This window comes from Pelagimonas sp., assembly GCF_058892305.1.
On the sequence record NZ_JBZXVN010000015.1, the window covers coordinates 1 to 20693 of the forward strand.

General features: G+C 54.2%; 16 protein-coding genes. 4 read left to right on the plus strand and 12 right to left on the minus strand.

Features of this window, described 5'->3' with window-relative positions; translation table 11 throughout:
- Window positions 1–115 precede the first annotated feature (115 nt).
- The 4 genes from fusA to AC5EFR_RS06115 all read right to left on the minus strand — a co-directional run bounded on the left by fusA (window position 116) and on the right by AC5EFR_RS06115 (window position 3488).
- Window positions 116–2233 carry an elongation factor G gene (gene fusA / locus AC5EFR_RS06100; RefSeq protein ID WP_493574996.1) on the minus strand — a complete coding sequence of 706 codons (2118 nt, stop codon included), beginning with the start codon at window positions 2231–2233 and terminating at the stop codon, window positions 116–118.
- A gap of 21 nt (window positions 2234–2254) precedes the next feature.
- Window positions 2255–2725, minus strand: a complete 471-nt coding sequence (gene rpsG / locus AC5EFR_RS06105) for a 30S ribosomal protein S7 (RefSeq protein ID WP_299930559.1) — start codon at window positions 2723–2725, stop codon at window positions 2255–2257.
- Between the two features lie 15 nt (window positions 2726–2740).
- Window positions 2741–3112, minus strand: coding sequence for a 30S ribosomal protein S12 (gene rpsL / locus AC5EFR_RS06110; protein WP_054000841.1), 372 nt, complete (start codon window positions 3110–3112; stop codon window positions 2741–2743).
- A 250-nt stretch (window positions 3113–3362) separates the two neighbouring features.
- On the minus strand, window positions 3363–3488 hold the full coding sequence (locus AC5EFR_RS06115) for a hypothetical protein (protein ID WP_493574997.1): 126 nt from the start codon (window positions 3486–3488) through the stop codon (window positions 3363–3365).
- On the opposite strand from AC5EFR_RS06115, the gene AC5EFR_RS06120 reads away from it, so the two are divergent.
- The 3 genes from AC5EFR_RS06120 (at window position 3487) to AC5EFR_RS06130 (ending at window position 5731) form a co-directional block, all read left to right on the plus strand.
- Complete coding sequence (locus tag AC5EFR_RS06120; protein WP_493574998.1) at window positions 3487–4302, plus strand: putative rhamnosyl transferase; 816 nt, start codon at window positions 3487–3489, stop codon at window positions 4300–4302. The genes AC5EFR_RS06115 and AC5EFR_RS06120 overlap by 2 nt on opposite strands.
- Before the next feature lie 95 nt (window positions 4303–4397).
- Complete coding sequence (locus tag AC5EFR_RS06125) at window positions 4398–5210, plus strand: RNA polymerase sigma factor (RefSeq protein WP_493574999.1); 813 nt, start codon at window positions 4398–4400, stop codon at window positions 5208–5210.
- Between the two features lie 50 nt (window positions 5211–5260).
- Window positions 5261–5731 carry a YybH family protein gene (locus AC5EFR_RS06130; RefSeq protein ID WP_493575000.1) on the plus strand — a complete coding sequence of 157 codons (471 nt, stop codon included), beginning with the start codon at window positions 5261–5263 and terminating at the stop codon, window positions 5729–5731.
- Window positions 5732–5789: 58 nt separating this feature from the next.
- Here the strand turns inward: AC5EFR_RS06130 and rpoC are convergent, their stop codons facing one another.
- The 8 genes from rpoC to rplK form a co-directional block, all read right to left on the minus strand.
- Window positions 5790–10037 carry a DNA-directed RNA polymerase subunit beta' gene (rpoC, locus tag AC5EFR_RS06135; RefSeq protein ID WP_493575001.1) on the minus strand — a complete coding sequence of 1416 codons (4248 nt, stop codon included), beginning with the start codon at window positions 10035–10037 and terminating at the stop codon, window positions 5790–5792.
- 76 nt (window positions 10038–10113) lie between these two features.
- Window positions 10114–14250 carry a DNA-directed RNA polymerase subunit beta gene (gene rpoB, locus AC5EFR_RS06140; RefSeq protein WP_493575002.1) on the minus strand — a complete coding sequence of 1379 codons (4137 nt, stop codon included), beginning with the start codon at window positions 14248–14250 and terminating at the stop codon, window positions 10114–10116.
- 587 nt (window positions 14251–14837) lie between these two features.
- Entirely contained in the window at window positions 14838–15215 is a 378-nt protein-coding gene (gene rplL / locus AC5EFR_RS06145) for a 50S ribosomal protein L7/L12 (protein WP_493575003.1), read from the minus strand.
- Between the two features lie 72 nt (window positions 15216–15287).
- Window positions 15288–15806 (minus strand): 50S ribosomal protein L10, encoded by a 519-nt coding sequence (gene rplJ, locus AC5EFR_RS06150; RefSeq protein WP_493575004.1) that lies wholly within the window; start codon window positions 15804–15806, stop codon window positions 15288–15290.
- Window positions 15807–16080: 274 nt separating this feature from the next.
- Window positions 16081–17862 carry an ATP-binding protein gene (locus AC5EFR_RS06155; protein WP_493575005.1) on the minus strand — a complete coding sequence of 594 codons (1782 nt, stop codon included), beginning with the start codon at window positions 17860–17862 and terminating at the stop codon, window positions 16081–16083.
- Window positions 17862–18311 (minus strand): putative pterin-binding protein, encoded by a 450-nt coding sequence (locus tag AC5EFR_RS06160; protein WP_493575006.1) that lies wholly within the window; start codon window positions 18309–18311, stop codon window positions 17862–17864. The genes AC5EFR_RS06155 and AC5EFR_RS06160 overlap by 1 nt, the downstream gene beginning before the upstream one ends.
- A gap of 187 nt (window positions 18312–18498) precedes the next feature.
- Window positions 18499–19197 (minus strand): 50S ribosomal protein L1, encoded by a 699-nt coding sequence (gene rplA / locus AC5EFR_RS06165; RefSeq protein WP_493575007.1) that lies wholly within the window; start codon window positions 19195–19197, stop codon window positions 18499–18501.
- A gap of 4 nt (window positions 19198–19201) precedes the next feature.
- A complete protein-coding gene (gene rplK, locus AC5EFR_RS06170) occupies window positions 19202–19654 on the minus strand; it encodes a 50S ribosomal protein L11 (protein WP_299930531.1) in 453 nt (150 codons plus the stop codon).
- 327 nt (window positions 19655–19981) lie between these two features.
- Between rplK and AC5EFR_RS06175 the strand changes: the two genes are divergently transcribed.
- A complete protein-coding gene (locus tag AC5EFR_RS06175; protein WP_493575008.1) occupies window positions 19982–20548 on the plus strand; it encodes a hypothetical protein in 567 nt (188 codons plus the stop codon).
- Window positions 20549–20693: the final 145 nt, after the last annotated feature.

Here is a 20693-nt window from a genome sequence, read left to right on the forward strand (position 1 = left end):
TGCCGCGTTCAAACTTTTCCTTACCCATGGGTGGGCTCCTTTTTCAAATCAGGTGGAGAAGCAAAACTTCTCCCTACAGTGGTGGGTAGGGCGGGGTTCACCCCGCCACCCGTTCTTATGCGTATTGCGCTTGGATCTCGTCAGAGATGTTCTGCGGAACCGGGTTGTAGTGATCGAACTGCATGGTGAAGTTCGCACGACCCGAAGACATAGAGCGCAGCGTGTTGATGTAACCAAACATGTTGGCCAGCGGAACAAACGCGTCGATTGCAACAGCGTTACCGCGTGGCTCCTGACCGTTTACCTGACCGCGACGCGATGTCAGATCGCCGATGATACCGCCGGTATATTCTTCCGGAGTAACAACTTCGACTTTCATCATAGGTTCCAACAGTTTCGCACCAGCTTTGCGCATACCTTCACGCATGCACATACGTGCTGCGATTTCGAATGCAAGGACGCTGGAGTCAACATCGTGGAACTTACCGTCGATCAGGGCCACTTTGAAGTCGATCACAGGGAAGCCAGCCAGAGGGCCGCTGTCCATAACCGATTTCACACCCTTTTCAACACCGGGGATGTATTCCTTAGGAATGGCACCACCAACGATCTTGGATTCGAAGGAGTACCCTTCGCCAGGCTCCGTCGGAGTGATAATCATTTTCACTTCGCCGAACTGACCCGAACCACCCGACTGTTTCTTGTGGGTGTAAGAGTGCTCAACTTCGTGACCAATGGTCTCACGGTAGGCAACCTGAGGGGCACCGATGTTGGCTTCAACCTTGAATTCACGCTTGAGGCGATCAACCAGGATGTCCAAGTGAAGTTCGCCCATGCCCTTCATGATGGTCTGACCGGATTCCAGATCAGTCTCAACACGGAAGGAAGGATCTTCTGCGGCCAAACGGGCCAGACCCTGGGACATTTTCTCTTGGTCGCCCTTGGTTTTGGGCTCAACCGCGATCTCGATAACCGGATCGGGGAAGGTCATGGTTTCCAGAACAACCGGCTCTTTGGCGTCACAAAGCGTGTCACCTGTGGTTGTGTCTTTCAGACCACCAAGCGCGATGATATCGCCGGCGAATGCCTCTTCGATCTCTTCACGGTTGTTGGAGTGCATCATCATCATACGACCCACACGCTCTTTTTTCTCCTTGGTGGAGTTGAGCATCGATTCACCCTTTGAGAGGGTGCCCGAGTAGATACGTACGAATGTCAGCGAGCCAACAAAGGGGTCGTTCATGATTTTGAACGCAAGGCCAGAGAAAGCCATGTCGTCGTCCGCGCGGCGGGCGATGTCACGTACTTCTTCTTCGTCGCCTGGCTTAAAGCCCATGTAGTCAACAACGTCCAGCGGGCTGGGCAGATAGTCGATTACAGCGTTAAGCAGAGGCTGAACACCTTTGTTTTTGAACGCAGAGCCACCCAGCACAGGAACGAAGTCCATGGCCAGAGTACCTTTGCGCAGCAATTTACGCAGGGTTGCAACGTCGGGCTCTTCGCCTTCGAGGTAGGCTTCCATGGCATCATCGTCCTGCTCAACAGCAGCTTCGATCATTTTGCCACGCCATTCGTCGGCCATGTCCTTGAGTTCGTCGCGGATTTCACGCTTTTCCCAAGATGCGCCAAGGTCTTCACCGATGTAGACCCATTCCTGCATGGTCACCAGATCAACCAAGCCTTCCAGCTCGGTCTCTGCGCCAATTGGAATACCAACGGGAACCGCGGTTGCACCGGTGCGCTCTTCAATCATGTTCACACAGTTGAAGAAGTCCGCGCCGATTTTGTCCATCTTGTTGACGAACACAATCCGTGGAACCGAGTAACGGTCAGCCTGACGCCAAACGGTCTCTGTCTGGGGCTCAACACCGGCGTTGGCGTCAAGAACACAAACAGCACCATCGAGAACCGCCAGCGAACGTTCAACTTCAATGGTGAAGTCAACGTGGCCGGGGGTGTCGATGATGTTCAAGCGGTGCTTGGGTGTGTCGGCAGTTTTGCCATCTTCGGTGCGTTCCCAGAATGTGGTGGTCGCAGCCGAGGTGATGGTGATGCCGCGTTCCTGCTCCTGCTCCATCCAGTCCATGGTGGCTGCACCATCGTGCACCTCACCAATGTTGTGGGACTTACCAGTGTAATACAGGATGCGTTCCGAGCAGGTTGTTTTACCCGCATCGATGTGCGCCATGATACCGAAATTTCGGTAATGTTCGAGCGTATATTCGCGTGCCATTGTTTTGGTCCTAAGCCAATATTACCAGCGGTAATGGCTGAACGCTTTGTTAGCGTCGGCCATCTTATGGGTGTCTTCGCGCTTCTTAACAGCAGCACCGCGGGACTGTACAGCGTCCAGCAGTTCACCGGCGAGGCGTTCTTCCATGGTGTTTTCGTTGCGCGAACGGCTGGCTGTGATCAACCAGCGAATTGCCAGGGCTTCGCGACGTTCTGGACGAACTTCGACAGGAACCTGGTAAGTCGCACCACCCACACGGCGCGAACGAACTTCGACCGATGGTTTGATGTTGTCGAGCGCTTCGTGGAACAGTTCCACTGGGGCGCGCTTAACTTTGGTTTCAACGCGATCAAGCGCGTTATAAACAATTTTCTCTGCGACTGATTTTTTACCATCAATCATCAGGTTGTTCATGAATTTAGTCAGAACGCGATCGCCAAATTTGGCGTCGGGCAGGACTTCGCGCTTCTCGGCAGCGTGACGACGGGACATATTGGTATCCTCTTCTTACTTAGGACGCTTGGCGCCATATTTCGAACGACGCTGCTTACGGTCTTTAACGCCCTGAGTATCCAGAACACCGCGCAGGATGTGGTAACGCACACCGGGAAGGTCTTTTACACGACCGCCACGGATCAGAACCACAGAGTGCTCCTGAAGGTTGTGGCTTTCACCGGGGATGTAGGAGATGACTTCGTAGCCATTGGTCAGACGCACCTTGGCAACCTTACGCATCGCCGAGTTCGGCTTTTTAGGCGTGGTTGTGTAGACGCGTGTGCATACGCCGCGCTTCTGCGGGCACTGCTCAAGGTGCTGAGACTTCGAGCGTTTGATTTTAGGCTGACGCGGCTTGCGGATCAGCTGTTGAATCGTGGGCATTCGGTTATATTCCCCGTGCTTTCACTTTTGTGGTGCGACGGGCTAGGCCCCTCGCGGCTCAGTCGGTTGGCCTGAAACCTTGCGGCCCCCTGCCGGGATCAGAAAACCATTGTGTTGCCACAACAGACAAAAACCGCGTCGTTCCCGTTCCGAGGTAAACGATGCGGTGGGTTCTCAGAGGATCGGGCGGGTAATTTGCCTGGATCTTGACCACTTCAATTCTGAAAAACGCATAGGACTCCCATGCGGATTAGCCGCGCGTATAGGGGGAGTCGCAAAACTTGTCAACAGCCCCCGCCGTCACCATGCCCGCTTGCCTCTGGCCGTGGGCAATGCCATGCATGTTTTGAGGTTTTGCACGTAAGGGATCGCTCATGCAAGGTATCGGGCAAGTCATCGGGTTTTGTCGGTTTTCTTATCCCGCCGAGGGTGGGTTTCAGGTCGAACATGAAACCCTTCAGGACCGCATTGATTACCTCTATCAACCCGATCGTATCGAAGAGCGGTTTCGCCATTTCGAAACCATTTGCCTCCCCGGTCTCAAGGCTCAAACCGACCCGGATTTCATCTTTGCCATTCTTGTGGGTGACGCCATGCCGGTTAACTACCTTGAACGGCTAATGATCCTTGTCGAAGACTTTCCCCAAGCCGTTGTCATCCCACGCGCGCCCGGTCCGCATCGCAAAGTCTGCCAAGAGGTCATCAATAGCTTGCGGGTGATGGATGAACCCTGTCTGCAATTTCGCCACGATGACGATGATGCCGTGTCGATCCATTTTGTTGAGCGCCTGAAAAAGGCCGCGACGGATTGCGCGCCCTTGCTAGACCAACATCGTTTGGTAGGGTTTGATTGGAACCGGGGGTTTGTCGCCCGACCGGATGCCAATGGGATTTGCGGTGAACCGATTGTTCACCCTTATTGGGGGCTGGCACAGGCCGTGGCGGTTAAACCGGGCGTGCGTCAAACCGTGATGAATTTCGGCCATCAAAAGATCAACCAATTCATGCCAACCGTCACCTTTACGGATGAAGTCATGTATGTGCGCGGGCACAATGATCACAACGATTCACGCCAAAAGAAACACGTCAAACCCGTGGTCTTGCCTCCGCTTGAGGCCGAGGACGAGGCGCTTTTCAAATCTCTCTTTGGCATCGACACAACCCACGTCAAAACGGTGTTTGGCGGATAATCTTGATGACCGGCCCAAGATTTTTTCAAAAATCTTGTCACACCTTCCCGCTGCCGCCTGTCTAACTATCAGTACCGCATGAAACGGAGCCTGATATGACCGACGAAAACCTGACAACGCTGGCGCAACGCGCCCAATCCGGTGACGCCGCCGCGCTTGAAAACCTGATGCGCGCCGTTCAGGATCAGGTTCATCGCCTCGCGCTTCGGATGCTTGCCGATCCGGCCCTTGCCGAAGATGCGACCCAAGACATCCTGATCCGGCTTATAACCAAACTCTCGACCTTTCGCGGCGAGTCTGGATTTCGCACATGGGTGTACCGCGTCGCCACCAATCACCTTTTGAACCGCGTGAAACAAACTCAAGCCGAAGCTATGTTGAGCTTTGACGTGTTTGCCGCCGATCTTGAGGCCGGGCTTGTGGATGAAAGCCAACAGGCACCCGAAGATCACATCATGCTCAACGAATTGCGGATCAACTGCACCATGGCGATGTTGCTCTGCCTCGATCGGTCTCACCGTATTGCCTATCTGCTCGGGGATGTGTTCGAGTTGGATCAGAACGAAGCCGCTCTGATCCTCGACATTTCCAAAGATCTGTTTCGCAAACGCCTGTCTCGCGCCCGACAAAAGGTCACGGAATTTACGGCCCAATCCTGTGGCCTGTCCAATCAACGCGCCGCCTGTTCCTGTCAAAAACGCCTCCCCGCCGCCCAAGTCATGGACCGTATCGGGCACACCCCTTCGTCGGTATTCGAGGATGCGCCAACTTATGACACGGTCCGCGCGCAGGCGGCCAAAGCCGAAGCACGGCTGAGATCGGCGAAACTACAACGCGCCACCGGGTCCCTCCGGGCGCAAAAAGACTTTGCAGCTTTGCTGGAAAGGATCGTGGGCCAAGACAGCTAGGGCAAACCTAGCCAGACCGGCCCCATCACCCACTCCAAAAGGAAAACACCATGAAACATGCCGCCGCATGGCTGGTCGCGCTTGTCCTGAGCGCGCCCATGACCCCTTCATTTGCAGGAGAAACCAAAATGTCCGACGATCAAACCGCCATCCACACCGCCGTTACAACCATGACCAACGCCTTTATGGGCGGAGATATCGACACTGTCATGCAGAGCTACGAACCAGGTGCCGCCGTGATGTTCGAACCGCAAAAGCCCATCAATGATGCCGATCAGCTGCATCAGATGTTCACCATGGCCGCCGGGATGAAACCCACTTTCACCTATTCCGGGCACGAGGTTTTTGTGGCCAATGATATCGGGTTGCACCTGTCCCCTTGGACGATGACCGCAACCGCTCCGGATGGAACCGCGGTCGAACAAACCGGCCTATCCGTCGCGGTGTTTCGCAAACAACCCGACGGGCACTGGAAAATGGTGCTCGACAATCCGCATGGTCAATTCTTGATGCAAGACTAACCCACCAACAAAAAGGGCCCCGAAAACCGGGGCCCTTTTCAAATTCTATCGCGAGGTTTTAATCGCGGCTTTCCGGCGTATCGACAACCAGAGTGTCGAATTCGTCGCCCCCAACCACGTCATCCATCATTTCCGGCGCAGCCAGAGCTGCTGCGGCTTCGGCTTCTTCACGACGCGCTTCGATCACAACGTTGTCACGCGACGAGGCCACGCGGCGCACATCCTGAGTGGCCCCACCGGTTCCAGCAGGGATCAAGCGACCAACGATAACGTTTTCCTTGAGACCAACCAGTTTGTCTTTCTTACCTTGGACCGAAGCCTCGGTAAGAACACGGGTGGTTTCCTGGAACGATGCCGCCGAGATGAACGAACGCGTCTGCAAGGACGCCTTGGTGATCCCCAGAAGGATCGGCTCACCCTGTGCCGGACGACCGGATTTCGACAATGCCTTTTCGTTGGCAGCATCAAACTCGGCTTTGTCCACATGCTCGCCCTTAAGCAAGGTTGTGTCACCGCTGTCCTGGATTTCCCATTTCTGCAACATCTGGCGCACGATCACTTCGATATGCTTATCGTTGATCTTAACACCCTGCAGACGGTAAACGTCCTGAACTTCGTCGATCATGTAGTTCGCCAGCGCCTCAATCCCCATAATGGCGAGGATGTCATGCGGTGCTGGGTTACCATCCATGAGGTATTCGCCCTTTTGGATGAAGTCACCTTCCAGTACAGGAATGTGCTTGCCCTTGGGGATCATGTACTCACGGGTTTCCATGGTCTCGTCTTGCGGCTCAATCGCGATGCGGCGCTTGTTCTTATAGTCCTTACCAAAGCGCACATAACCATCGATTTCGGCGATGATCGCGTGATCTTTTGGACGACGGGCTTCGAACAATTCCGCAACACGTGGCAGACCACCTGTAATGTCCTTGGTCTTGGCACCTTCACGCGGAATACGCGCAACAACGTCACCGGCTTTGACCTCTTGACCATCTTCGACAGACAGAACCGCATCAACCGACATCGGATAGGTGATCGGATTGCCCGCATCGTTACGAACCGGCTCCCCGTCTTTATCCATCAGGATGATTTCAGGCTTAAGCTCGTTGCCTTTGGGGGCAGCGCGCCAGTCGACCACGATCTTCTGGGTCATGCCTGTTGCGTCATCGGTTTCCTCACGCACGGCGAGGCCGTTCACAAGGTCAACATGTTTCGCAACCGCATCCTTTTCGGCGATGATCGGCAGGGTATAGGGATCCCATTCGAACATTTTGTCGCCGCGCGCGATGTCCTGACCATCTTTGACGAAGAGCTTGGAGCCGTAGCCCATTTTGTGCGATGCGATTTCCTCGCCCTGATCGTTCAGGATCAGAACCTGCATGTTCCGGTTCATGACGATTTGCTCACCGGCGGCGTTGGTGATCACGCCAGAGTTTGCAAAGGCAATTTTACCGTTTTGCGAGGCTTCGAGGAAGGACCGCGACGACCCAGAGGCAACGCCGCCCATGTGGAATGTCCGCATGGTCAGCTGTGTACCGGGTTCACCAATCGACTGCGCCGCGATGATACCAACGGCTTCGCCAAGGTTCACGCGGGTACCGCGTGCAAGGTCACGACCATAACACTGCGAACACACGCCTTCTTCGGCTTCACAGGTCAGAGGCGAGCGAATACGCGCGGTCAGAACACCAGCGTCTTCAATTGCATCGGCAGTGCGCTCGTCGATCAACGACTCGTCCTTGGCGATCACGTCGCCAGTTACCGGGTGACAGATGTCCTCGGCCGCAACACGACCCAGAACACGCTCGCCCAAGGTTGCAACAACTTCACCGTCATTCACTGCCGCTTCGGCGGTGATGGCGCGATCTGTGCCACAGTCTTCGAGACGCACAATACAATCCTGCGCAACGTCAACCAGACGACGGGTCAGATAACCCGAGTTCGCTGTTTTCAAAGCGGTATCCGAAAGACCCTTACGGGCACCGTGGGTGGAGTTGAAGTACTCCAGAACGGTCAGACCTTCTTTAAAGTTCGAGATGATCGGTGTTTCGATGATGTCGCCGTTCGGCTTGGCCATCAAACCGCGCATCCCGCCCAGCTGTTTCATCTGAGTAACCGAGCCACGCGCACCAGAGTGGGCCATCATGTAAACCGAGTTCGGTTCTTTGACGGAGCCATCTTCGTCACGCTGTTCTGCCGAAATGGTCGACATCATCGCTTCGGTGACTTTGTCGTTACACTTCGACCAGGCATCGACAACTTTGTTGTACTTTTCGCCCTGAGTGATCAGGCCGTCCATGTACTGTTGTTCGAAATCTTTCACCTGATCGCGGGTGTCGCCAACGATATCCCACTTGTTATCAGGGATAACCATGTCGGATTTACCGAAGGAAATACCGGCCTTGAACGCCTCGCGGAAGCCCATGGTCATGATCTGGTCACAGAAGATAACCGACTCTTTTTGACCGCAATACCGATAAACGGTGTCAATCACGCGCTGCACGTCTTTCTTACGCAGAAGGTCGTTGACCAGCGAGAAAGGCGCTTTGGCATTCAGAGGCAGCAAGGCACCAAGACGGGCACGGCCCGGCGTGGTTTCGAAGCGGTTGTACACTTCGTTACCTTCTTCGTCGATCTGCTTGAGACGGACCTGAACCTTGGCATGCAGATGAACTTCACCAGCGTTGAGGGCGTGTTCGACCTCTTCGAGTGACGAGAAGACCATGTCTTCGCCCTTCATGCCTTCACGCATGATGGTGACATAGTACAGACCCAAGATCATATCCTGCGATGGAACGATGATCGGTGCGCCGTTTGCAGGCGACAGAACGTTGTTCGTCGACATCATCAGAACACGCGCTTCCAGCTGGGCCTCAAGGCTCAGAGGAACGTGGACCGCCATTTGGTCGCCGTCAAAGTCCGCGTTGAACGCCGAACAGACCAGCGGGTGAAGCTGAATGGCTTTACCTTCGATCAGCGTGGGTTCGAACGCCTGAATGCCCAAACGGTGCAACGTCGGTGCACGGTTCAGCATGACAGGGTGTTCGCGGATCACCTCATCGAGGATATCCCAAACTTCGGGACGCTCTTTTTCAACCAGCTTCTTGGCTTGCTTCACGGTGGAAGACAGACCTTTGGCTTCTAGGCGCGAATAGATGAACGGCTTGAACAGTTCCAAGGCCATCTTTTTCGGCAAACCACATTGATGCAGCTTCAGCTCAGGACCGGTCACAATCACCGAACGACCGGAGAAGTCGACGCGTTTCCCCAAAAGGTTTTGACGGAAGCGACCCTGCTTACCCTTGAGCATATCAGACAGCGATTTCAACGGACGCTTGTTGGCACCGGTGATAACGCGGCCACGACGACCGTTGTCAAACAGAGCGTCAACAGATTCCTGCAACATCCGCTTTTCGTTACGAACGATGATGTCAGGGGCGCGCAGTTCGATCAGACGCTTTAGACGGTTGTTCCGGTTGATCACGCGGCGATACAGATCGTTGAGATCGGATGTCGCAAAGCGGCCACCATCCAGCGGCACCAGCGGGCGCAGCTCTGGTGGGATCACAGGCACAACGGTCATGATCATCCATTCTGGACGGTTGCCAGATTCCAGGAAGGATTCGACAACTTTCAGGCGCTTGATGATCTTCTTTGGCTTCAGCTCACCGGTGGCCTCTTTGAGGTCGGCGCGCAGCTGCTCAGCTTCGTTTTCCAGATCAATGTTGGCCAGCATTTCACGGATGGCTTCGGCACCGATATTGGCGGTGAAAGCGTCCATGCCATAGGCGTCTTGCGCGTCGAGGTATTCCTCTTCGCTCATCATCTGGCCGTATTGCAGATCGGTCAGGCCGGGTTCGATAACCACATAGTTTTCGAAATACAGCACGCGTTCCAGATCACGCAGGGTCATGTCTAGCATCAGGCCGATGCGCGATGGCAGCGACTTGAGGAACCAGATATGCGCGCAAGGAGCCGCAAGCTCGATGTGGCCCATACGTTCACGACGGACTTTTTGCAGCGTGACTTCCACACCGCATTTTTCGCAGACAACGCCGCGATATTTCATACGCTTGTATTTGCCACACAGGCATTCGTAGTCTTTGATCGGGCCAAAGATACGGGCGCAGAAAAGACCGTCACGCTCAGGCTTGAACGTCCGGTAGTTGATGGTTTCGGGCTTTTTGATCTCACCGAAAGACCACGACAAGATACGCTCGGGCGAAGCGAGCGACACTTTGATCTCATCAAAGGTCTTGATCGGGGCAACCGGGTTGAACGGGTTGTTGGTCAGTTCCTGGTTCATCTAGTGATCCTTAAATTCGGTCAAAGGGAGAGGAGGGAGATGTAAGGTGGGGTTAAACCCCACCCTACCGATTGGCTCACTCATCTTCCTCTGTATCCAGGAGTTCCATGTTGAGGCCCAAGCCGCGGACCTCTTTGACGAGAACGTTGAACGATTCTGGTACACCAGCTTCGAAGTTGTCCTCACCTTTCACGATGCTTTCATAGACCTTGGTCCGGCCTGCCACGTCATCCGATTTGACGGTCAGCATTTCTTGCAGGGTATAGGCGGCACCATAAGCTTCGAGAGCCCAGACTTCCATTTCCCCGAAACGCTGGCCACCGAACTGCGCCTTACCACCCAGCGGCTGCTGAGTAACAAGCGAGTATGGTCCGGTCGAACGCGCGTGGATTTTGTCGTCCACAAGGTGGTGAAGTTTCAGCAGGTATTTAACACCCACGGTCACTTCACGGGCGAACTCTTCACCGGTACGACCGTCGAACAATTTCGACTGACCGCTTTCCGAGAAACCAGCACGCAGCAGCGCGTCGTTCACGTCCGCTTCCTTCGCACCGTCAAAGACGGGTGTCGCGATTGGAACACCGTTGGACACGTTGCCAGCCGCTTCAAGAAGCTCACCTTCGTCCATGGTATTGAAGCCCTCTTCGTAGACTTCATCGCCATAGGCGATGCGCAGAGCTTCGCGAACTGGGGTCATGTCACCGCTACGGCGATATTCTTGCAGCGCTTCGTCGACCTTGATGCCGAGCATACGCGCGGCCCAACCCATGTGAGTTTCAAGGATCTGACCAACGTTCATCCGCGATGGAACGCCCAATGGGTTCAGACAGAAATCAACCGGAGTACCATCGGCGAGGAACGGCATGTCTTCCATTGGAACGACGCGCGAAACCACACCTTTGTTCCCGTGGCGACCCGCCATTTTATCACCCGGCTGAAGCTTGCGCTTCACAGCGATAAAGACTTTGACCATCTTCATCACACCCGGAGGCAGATCGTCGCCGCGGCGCACTTTCTCGACTTTGTCTTCGAAACGGGCATCAAGCGCACGCTTCTGAACTTCGTACTGTTCGTGCAGGGCTTCGACATGCTTGGCATCGTCTTCTTCACCAAGGGCAAGCTGCCACCACTGACCACGGGTCAGAGTGTCAAGCAACTCGTCGTTGATTTCCGAATTCGGGCGCACACCTTTGGGGCCTTTGACGGCCACTTTTCCAAAGATCATCCCCTTGAGACGGGCATAGATGTTACGGTCAAGGATCGCGAGTTCGTCGTCACGGTCACGCGCCAGACGTTCGATCTCTTCACGCTCAATCTGCAACGCACGTTCGTCTTTTTCCACACCGTGGCGGTTAAAGACGCGTACCTCTACGATAGTCCCATAATCACCGGGCTTCACACGCAGCGATGTATCGCGCACGTCCGATGCCTTTTCACCAAAGATGGCGCGCAGCAGTTTTTCTTCTGGCGTCATTGGGCTTTCGCCCTTGGGGGTGATTTTACCGACCAAGATATCGCCCGGCTCAACATCCGCACCGATGTAAACGATGCCAGCCTCGTCGAGGTTGCGCAGCGCTTCTTCACCGACGTTTGGAATGTCGCGGGTGATCTCTTCTGGGCCAAGCTTGGTGTCACGGGCCGCCACTTCGAATTCTTCGATATGGACCGATGTGAACACGTCATCCTTGGCGATGCGTTCGGAAATCAGGATCGAGTCTTCGTAGTTGTAGCCGTTCCAAGGCATAAACGCGACGATCACGTTTTTACCAAGGGCCAGTTCGCCCATATCTGTCGATGGACCGTCGGCGATAACTTCGCCCTTACGGACAGTATCGCCCACCTTCACCAACGGACGCTGGTTGATACAGGTGTTTTGGTTCGACCGCTGGAACTTGCGCATCCGGTAGATGTCAACGCCCGCATCACCAAGCTCAAGGTCTTCGGTTGCACGGATAACGATACGCTGGGCATCAACCTGGTCAATGATCCCGGCGCGATGCGCCATGACCGCCGCGCCAGAGTCGCGCGCCACAACTTCTTCGATGCCGGTACCAACAAGCGGCGCTTCGGAGCGCAGCGTCGGAACCGCCTGACGTTGCATGTTCGAGCCCATCAAGGCCCTGTTCGCATCGTCGTTTTCGAGGAACGGAATGAGCGAGGCCGCAACCGATACCAACTGCTTTGGGCTTACGTCGATCAGGTCAACCGCGTCACTGGGCGACAATGTGTAGTCACCAGATTTACGGGTCGAGACCAGCTCGTTCTTGAACTTCATGTCTTCGTCGAGGTTGGCGTTCGCCTGAGCCACGGTGTGGCGCATTTCCTCGGTCGCTGACATGTAGTGGACTTCGTCGGTGACGGTGCCCTCTTTTACGACGCGATAAGGTGTTTCGATAAAGCCGTATTTGTTCACGCGGGCAAAGGTCGCCAGCGAGTTGATCAGACCAATGTTTGGCCCTTCCGGCGTTTCAATCGGACACATACGACCGTAGTGCGTTGGGTGAACGTCGCGAACCTCAAAGCCGGCACGTTCACGGGTCAAACCACCTGGGCCAAGCGCCGAAAGGCGACGCTTGTGCGTCACTTCGGAGAGCGGGTTGGTTTGGTCCATAAACTGCGACAGCTGCGAAGAGCCGAAGAATTCACGTACCGCAGCAGCAGCCGGTTTCGCGTTGATCAAATCCTGCGGCATCACCGTATCGATTTCGACAGATGACATACGTTCTTTGATCGCACGCTCCATGCGGAGCAGGCCAACGCGGTATTGGTTTTCCATCAGCTCGCCAACGGAACGCACACGACGGTTACCAAGGTGGTCAATGTCGTCGATGTCGCCACGACCATCACGCAGATCAACCAGTGCTTTGATACATTGAACGATGTCTTCGCGATCAAGCGTGCGCTGGGTGTCCTCTTTGTCCAAAGCCAGACGCATGTTCATTTTCACGCGCCCAACGGCGGACAGGTCATAGCGCTCGCTATCAAAGAATAGCGTGTCGAACAGGGCCGACGCGGCTTCGACGGTGGGTGGCTCACCCGGACGCATCACGCGGTAGATATCCATGAGCGCGGTGTCGCGGCCCATGTTTTTATCCATCGCCATGGTGTTGCGCATGTATGGCCCAACGGTGACGTTGTCGATGTCCAGCACAGGAATTTCGGTGACGCCCGCGTCAACCAGTTCCTTCAGCGTCCCACCGGTGACGTCGCCGTCTTTGTCGACTTCCCATGTCAGCTCATCACCGGCTTCGACATAGATCGCACCGGTTTCTTCGTTGATGATGTCTTCGGAAACGAACTTGCCGACGATCTGGTCAAAAGGAACCAACAGGTTTTGAACCTTGCCTTCGTCGATCAGTTTCTTGACCGCACGAGGGGTGACCTTTTTCCCGGCTTCGGCAATCACTTCACCGCTGTCGGCATCCACCAGATCATAGGCCGGGCGGGTACCACGGACACGATTTGGGAAGAATTTGGTGGACCAACCGCCAGCCTTCTTCAACTCATAGCTCACCGTATCGTAATAGGCGTCCATGATCGCTTCTTGGTCGAGGCCAAGGGCGTAAAGCAAGGTGGTGACAGGCAGTTTCCGACGACGGTCGATCCGCGCAAAGACGATGTCTTTGGCGTCGAATTCAAAGTCGAGCCAGGAGCCGCGATATGGAATAATCCGGCAGGCGAACAGCAACTTGCCCGAGCTGTGCGTTTTACCTTTGTCGTGGTCAAAGAACACACCAGGCGACCGGTGCATCTGGGAAACGATCACGCGCTCGGTGCCATTAACCACAAATGTGCCGTTGGGCGTCATCAGGGGCATATCGCCCATGAAGACGTCTTGTTCTTTGATGTCCTTAACCGATTTCGCACCGGTATCTTCATCCACATCAAAGACGATCAAGCGCAAGGTGACCTTCAGCGGCGCGCTGTAGGTCATATCGCGCTGCATGCACTCTTCGACGTCGTATTTTGGCTTTTCCAGATCGTAGTTTACGAATTCCAGAACGGCGGTTTCATTGAAATCCTTGATCGGGAAAACCGACTGGAAAACGCCTTTGATGCCTTCACCGTCCGAGGGTGTTGGCTGGTCGCCTGATTTCAAGAAAAGCTCGTAGCTGGATTTCTGAACCTCGATAAGGTTCGGCATTTCCAGTACTTCGCGGATTTTGCCGTAATAACGGCGAAGACGTTTCTGGCCAAGGAAGCTTTGCGCCATGACAGATGTCACCTTTCGATAATCTCGTCGAGCAACGCATCGTCGGGCTACGACACGTCACCGTCAGTGACGGCAAAAATCCGATCCATTCTCGGCCCCCGTCCCACCGGAGGCCACTCGACCGTTGGATCCCTGCCTTGGAAAGCGTCCACTGACAATTGTCAAAGGGCGCTTGCCAAGTCGGGGTCATCCATATTTTCTGGCTAAACTCCTGTTGTCGTGTCGCTTTTTCTCAGACAGACAGGTATTGATTGGAAATCTCGCGCACCCCATTTCAACCAAAGAGAAAAAGCGGCTTCGAATCGCTCGAACCCGCAGGAGATTTCCGAATATTCGGTGAACGGAAAGAATGCAACCCCCAAGGGAGCCGCGATACAATTATCCTAGAGAGACAAGATCGCATTTTTGGGGCGTTTCGTCAAGGCGACGTCGAAACCGGCCCGGACATGGAAAAGCACTTTTAGACATCGGGCGCAAAGATCGCTTGTCTACCATTGATCCGATGCACCAACGAGAAGCCCCCTCCTTAAACAAAAACAAGCGCCCCCGGATGGGAGCGCTTGTCGCAAATCAGTTCGAAAACCGAATTACTTAACTTCGACTTCAGCGCCAGCTTCTTCGAGCTTCTTCTTGATTTCCTCGGCTTCGTCCTTGGAAACGCCTTCTTTGACAGCTTTGCCACCGGCTTCAACCAGTTCTTTAGCTTCTTTCAGGCCCAGACCGGTGATGCCGCGGACCTCTTTGATGACGTTGATCTTTTTGGCACCAGCGGCCTTCAGGATCACGTCAAATTCAGTTTTCTCTTCTGCAGCTGCGCCACCGGCGTCTGCAGGACCAGCCATGACAACGGCGCCGCCAGCTGCGGGCTCGATGCCATACTCGTCTTTGAGGATGGTTTTCAGTTCTTGTGCTTCGAGCAGGGTCAGACCCACGATGCTTTCGGCAAGTGCTTTCAGATCAGCCATTTTGAGACTCTTTCCGTTTTCAGTTTGTGTTCCAACGTCAGGGGGTTAGCCCTACGGGGATCGTAAAGTTGCTTACGCCGCTTCCGCTTTCTCTTCGATAGTCGAGAGAATGGATGCGATGTCAGAAGCAGGTGCGCCAATTGCGCCGGCAATGTTGCTTGCAGGTGCGCCGATACAGCCAACGATCGAAGCAATAAGCTCATCACGCGACGGCATTTTCGACACGGCCTCAACACCAGCCCGGTCAAGAGCCGATCCGCCCATTGCACCGCCAAGGATTTCGAACTTTTGGTTCGTCTTGGCGAAGTCCTCAACCACTTTGGCGGCCGCCACAGGGTCTTCGGAATAGGTCAGAACGGTCATGCCTTCCAGAAACTCAGCAATGCTCTCGCACTGAGTGTCTTTTACGGCAATTTTGGCGAGCCTGTTTTTGGCGACACGAACCGAAGCTTCCGCTTCACGGGCAATCCCGCGCAGGCTCTGCATGTCAGCAACTGTCAGACCCTCGTAGCGGGAAACCACTACGACGCCAGAGCTGTCAAAGATTTGGCCGAGCTCTTCGACCAACTTCTCTTTTTGTGCTCTATCCACAGTTTTACTCCAATTGATGGAGGGGGCGACCCCTCCGGCTCACTTTTGCCCAGGTTTCCCCAGGCGACGTGTCCAATGGCGGGTCGTCGCATCAAAGCCGGCACATGAAGTGCCCGAAAGATGTCTCTTCCCGTCTCAGGCAGGAGTTATGGATGCGATTGCATCCGCCCACCGTCTCGGACGAAAGTAGGGGCTTCGAATCATCGAAACACCCTGAGCGCTTGCGATAGCCTTTTTGCTGCAACTTGCCAAGTCCGAACTTGGCCGTCATTTGTCAAACTCGCTTGTTTGTTCCGGCAATTGCCGCGAGTTCCTTAATGAGTTGCTGTTTGGACAGAGGCTTTGGCAAAACCCCATCCACCCCAGCGGCAATGTACTCGGCAACTTGATGGGTCAGAACGTTTGCGGTAACAGCAAAAATGGTAACTGGAGCCTTGTCATGCCCCTCTTCCGCCGCTCGAATGCGACGTACTGCTTCGACTCCACCTATGCCCGGCATCTGAATATCCATCAAAATTGCGAAAAACTCTTTGCTCTTCGCTAAGGTCACCGCCTCTTCACCGCTGCTGGCAGCGCAAACAATGCAATCTGCCGGAACCAAAAAGCGTTCAAGGATCAAACGGTTGGTCGCATTGTCATCCACAATTAGAATAGGACGCCCCCGCAACGCTTTGGCTTCCGTTTGGTCGGATTTCCTACGGCTTTCGGTTTTGGTGTCAACGTGTTGAAGCGGGAGACGAACTTCAAAAATGGCCCCCTCATTTGGGGCGCTTTCGACTGTCAAATCCCCCCCCATGGCCTCCGCGATCTGGTTCGATATCGCGAGGCCAAGCCCCGTTCCACCGTATTTACGGGTCACGCTCGCGTCGGCCTGCACAAACGGATCGAAAATCTTTTCCAATGCGTCGGAGGCAATTCCTGGGCCTGTGTCACTAACACGCACGAGAACGTCCCCCATCCCGGCATCAATTAATGCATCAATTGTGACACAGCCACTCGCTGTAAACTTGATGGCGTTCGCGACTAAATTATGCAGGATTTGCTGGAGGCGTCGCTGATCCCCGATGACACGTCGCGGTACAAAATCATTGATCTCCAGCCTGAATTGCAGTCCCTTCTCTCGAGCACGACTTGCATGGAGATCATGGGCTGTTTTCAAAACAAGATGCAAATCAAACGCAACCCTCTCCAACTCTAATCGACCCGCCTCAACTTTGGACAGGTCCAACACATCATTGATTGTTCCAAGCAAAAGCTCACCTGACTGCTCAATAACGGAGATACACTCGCGCTGATCGTTGTTAAGCTCACTCTCTGACAATTCGCTTGCCATGCCCAAAATGCCATTGAGCGGGGTGCGTATTTCGTGGCTAACGTTGGCGAGAAACAATGACTTAGCTTCATTTGCGCTATGAGCGAGGTGGTGCAATTTTTGAATACGTTTTTGGGCGCGGCTGGCCAAAAAGACTTCGGAAACCACATAGGCCATCAAAAGGGCAATAAGAGCGTACCCCGCGAGACTTGCCGCTTTGTCTGCGGCACCGCCGCTATGTAATTCAACAAACTGTCGCTGCAAATCTTCGACGGCAAAAGTTGCCGCCCAAGCCTGACGCGCGGTTTTTGAATGCTCATCAAGGATGGTATGCAGCCGCAAAACCTCTTCATCCGACACGGTTTCGGACTTGTAAATAACATCCTCTTCCCGGCGCAAGAATTCCTGCAATTCGGCAATAACCGGTGCCAGCCCTTCGGTCTTGCCAATTTCGGACCCTGCCACAAGATCCAAACGCCCCCAAAGAATATCGAACCGCATCTCGACTTCTTCTTTGTCCCGACGCCCTTCTGAATATCCAACCAAATCCGAAGAAAGACGTTGCACTTCAAAGATCGTTTCGCTCATGCGCCAGATTAAGCCATTGGTGCGAAAGACCAATCTCTCTTGCTCACGTAGTGCCCCAATCTCTTGAGACACAAATAGAATACTCAATGCGCAGGCGGCACAAGCAGCAACCAAAGCCCTGATTGTACGGGCATTTTCACGGATGAAATACAGCATCAGTCCGCCCGAGGAAGCACCTCAATCCGCACCAATTGCCAAATCATTTGAACATAGTACTTGTGCGCCTCAGCCTCCGCCTCGCTTTGCGGATAGACAATCCAAATGGGCCCCTTGTTTCGAATGCCCATTTGTTCGCCATTGTGCTCCATCGCAAGAATGGCCCCATGCTTTTTCGCGTCTACTATGGAAATCGTCACTGCGTAATCATCGGCTGCGACGGCCCGGAATTCTGCCCCTTGGGCACCAACGACCTCGAAAAGCGAGGCAATGCTCGGCCCGGAAAATTGGGTCAAGCCCTCGGTAAAAGACGTATAGGTTTCGATGGTTTTCCAACCTAGATTGGCCAGCATGGCGCGATCAAACAGCGCCTGATCCCCAGTGTTTGTCGTTGAAATATTGCCGTCTACGGTCAACATCACTCGGCCCGCCGGAGCCTCCAAAGCCATAACGGCTGAGCCAATGAACACACTTAGGATAGCAAAAAGTTTACAAAAAAAAGTCAGCGCAATAATACCCTCAGTTCCGGGTTACAGATCGCATTGACGCTACAGGGCTTGTCCTAATACTTCCTTGCAAGGCACAAAAAAAGGCGGACCATTAAGGCCCGCCCTTGTTATCACTTATGAAATCAGATCAGTTTTCGACGGCGTTGTTGACGTCAACTGTTACGCCAGGGCCCATTGTCGAGCTCAGAGCGATCTTTTTCATGTATGTGCCTTTGGAACCCGATGGTTTCGCGGCGGCAACAGCACCGATAAAGGCGCGGATGTTTTCAACCAGCTTGCCTTCGTCAAAAGACGCTTTGCCAACACCGGCGTGAACCACACCAGCTTTTTCAGCTTTGAACTGAACCTGACCACCTTTGCTGTCTTTGACAGCTTGGGCAACGTCCATGGTCACTGTGCCAACTTTTGGGTTTGGCATCAGGTTACGTGGGCCAAGAACCTTACCAAGACGACCAACGATAGGCATCATGTCAGGTGTCGCGATACAACGATCGAAATCGATTGTGCCGCCCTGAATGGATTCCATCAGGTCTTCTGCGCCAACGATGTCAGCGCCAGCGGCCTGGGCTTCTTCAGCCTTGGGGCCACGTGCGAAAACAGCAACGCGAACGGTTTTGCCGGTGCCGTTAGGCAGACCAACAACACCGCGAACCATTTGGTCGGCGTGACGTGGGTCAACACCCAGCGCCATTGCGATTTCGATGGTCTCGTCGAATTTGGCGTTGGCGTTCGCTTTGATCAGCGACACAGCGTCTTCAACTGTGAGGTTCTCTTTGCCTGCGAATGCTTCACGGGCTGCGGTTGTGCGTTTTCCGAGTTTTGCCATGATCTTAGCCTTTCACCTCGATGCCCATCGAACGGGCAGAGCCGACGATGATCAACATTGCGGCCTCGACGTCATTCGCCGACAGGTCCTTCATTTTGGCTTCGGCAATTTCACGTACCTGAGCCACAGTCACGGATGCCACGGTTTCACGACCAGGGGCTTCCGCGCCACGAGGGCGGTTACGCTTGCCAACTGGCTTAAGGCCAGCAGCTTTTTTCAGGTAGTAAGACGCAGGTGGCGTCTTGATGTCCATGGTGAAGGACTTGTCCTGATAATAAGTGATCACGGTTGGGCACGGCGCGCCGGGCTCCATTTCCTGTGTCTTGGCGTTGAACGCCTTACAGAATTCCATGATGTTGATGCCGCGCTGACCCAGCGCAGGACCCACAGGTGGGGAGGGGTTGGCTTTGCCTGCAGGAATCTGCAGCTTCATCGTGCCAGCTAGCTTCTTGGCCATTGGCTTTCTCCTTTTCAACACCCACGCGATCGCGTTCGCCGGGCTGGTTCAGACGGGGAAACCCGTCATTGTTGCGTGGTCTGGTCCGAGTTTCGCGAAACCCTCGCCTCCCACGATTCGTACGCCCTTACAGGCGCAGATGGGGCGCTTTACACCGAGTTCTCAGAAAGGGCAAGCATGCATGCAAGACAGCCCCAACAAGGCAAATCTCCCTGCCCCTTCCGGCTTTCCGGCAAATTCAGTCAAACGACTGCATTGAGCCCAAATTGCGAATGTTCTGCGGTGCAGCTAATGTCGGCTTCAAAGCGCAGGAATAGGAAAAGCAATATGACGATCCAAAAGAAGCTTGTGATTTTTTGTCCAATGACTGTCTTCACGCTTCTTCTTGCATCCTGTGCTATATACAAACCGTTGCGCGTAGTTGCACCTGAAACTTTTGGCCTGACTTGCGTGACGGATGACATCTGTGTGGAGGACCCTGCCACTATAGATGAAGCAACCAAGTTGCGGAACGACGCTTTGAGCTTCATTGCCGGAAATGTAGGGCCTATTGAGCAAGCACCCCGTGTTCTATTTTGTCATTCTGAGGATTGCTTTGCCCGTTTTGGAAACCCAGCAGTCGCAGCATTATATATTTGGGGCCTCAATAGCCTTATCATCAACGATAAAGGCTGGCATAACTACGTCCTCAGACACGAGCTGATTCATCATTGGCAATTTGAACAGTTTGGGGCAGTGCGATCCAGCAGTCTACCCCATTGGTATATTGAGGGTATGGCCTATTCCTTGAGCCAAGACCCAAGAAATCCACTGCCACGATCTGACATCGAAGAGTGGCGCGATCAGTTCGACGCATGGGTGGACGAGGGCAATGATTGGCGTCAACCGCCCTGACAGCTGATACTATCATTCTTTAAAGCGGACTCTTGCAGCTTTACTATCAATGGCGGCAAAGTCCTGCTGAGCAGACGTTTTCGTCCCATCAAAAGGAAAACGCCCCGCAAATGCGAGGCGCGTCATTTCTTGCAGTCGCTCTAAA

Excerpts from the sequence above, each read along its gene's own strand:
- AC5EFR_RS06130 (WP_493575000.1), top strand. The coding sequence starts at position 5,261 with ATGAAACATGCCGCCGCATGGCTGGTCGCGCTTGTCCTGAGCGCGCCC.
- AC5EFR_RS06125 (WP_493574999.1), top strand. The coding sequence starts at position 4,398 with ATGACCGACGAAAACCTGACAACGCTGGCGCAACGCGCCCAATCCGGT.
- rpoB (WP_493575002.1), bottom strand. The coding sequence starts at position 14,250 with ATGGCGCAAAGCTTCCTTGGCCAGAAACGTCTTCGCCGTTATTACGGC.
- rplA (WP_493575007.1), bottom strand. The coding sequence starts at position 19,197 with ATGGCAAAACTCGGAAAACGCACAACCGCAGCCCGTGAAGCATTCGCA.
- rpoC (WP_493575001.1), bottom strand. The coding sequence starts at position 10,037 with ATGAACCAGGAACTGACCAACAACCCGTTCAACCCGGTTGCCCCGATC.
- AC5EFR_RS06120 (WP_493574998.1), top strand. The coding sequence starts at position 3,487 with ATGCAAGGTATCGGGCAAGTCATCGGGTTTTGTCGGTTTTCTTATCCC.
- AC5EFR_RS06155 (WP_493575005.1), bottom strand. The coding sequence starts at position 17,862 with ATGCTGTATTTCATCCGTGAAAATGCCCGTACAATCAGGGCTTTGGTT.
- rpsL (WP_054000841.1), bottom strand. The coding sequence starts at position 3,112 with ATGCCCACGATTCAACAGCTGATCCGCAAGCCGCGTCAGCCTAAAATC.
- AC5EFR_RS06160 (WP_493575006.1), bottom strand. The coding sequence starts at position 18,311 with ATGGCTTTGGAGGCTCCGGCGGGCCGAGTGATGTTGACCGTAGACGGC.
- rplK (WP_299930531.1), bottom strand. The coding sequence starts at position 19,654 with ATGGCCAAGAAGCTAGCTGGCACGATGAAGCTGCAGATTCCTGCAGGC.
- fusA (WP_493574996.1), bottom strand. The coding sequence starts at position 2,233 with ATGGCACGCGAATATACGCTCGAACATTACCGAAATTTCGGTATCATG.
- rplL (WP_493575003.1), bottom strand. The coding sequence starts at position 15,215 with ATGGCTGATCTGAAAGCACTTGCCGAAAGCATCGTGGGTCTGACCCTG.
- AC5EFR_RS06175 (WP_493575008.1), top strand. The coding sequence starts at position 19,982 with ATGACGATCCAAAAGAAGCTTGTGATTTTTTGTCCAATGACTGTCTTC.
- AC5EFR_RS06115 (WP_493574997.1), bottom strand. The coding sequence starts at position 3,488 with ATGAGCGATCCCTTACGTGCAAAACCTCAAAACATGCATGGCATTGCC.
- rpsG (WP_299930559.1), bottom strand. The coding sequence starts at position 2,725 with ATGTCCCGTCGTCACGCTGCCGAGAAGCGCGAAGTCCTGCCCGACGCC.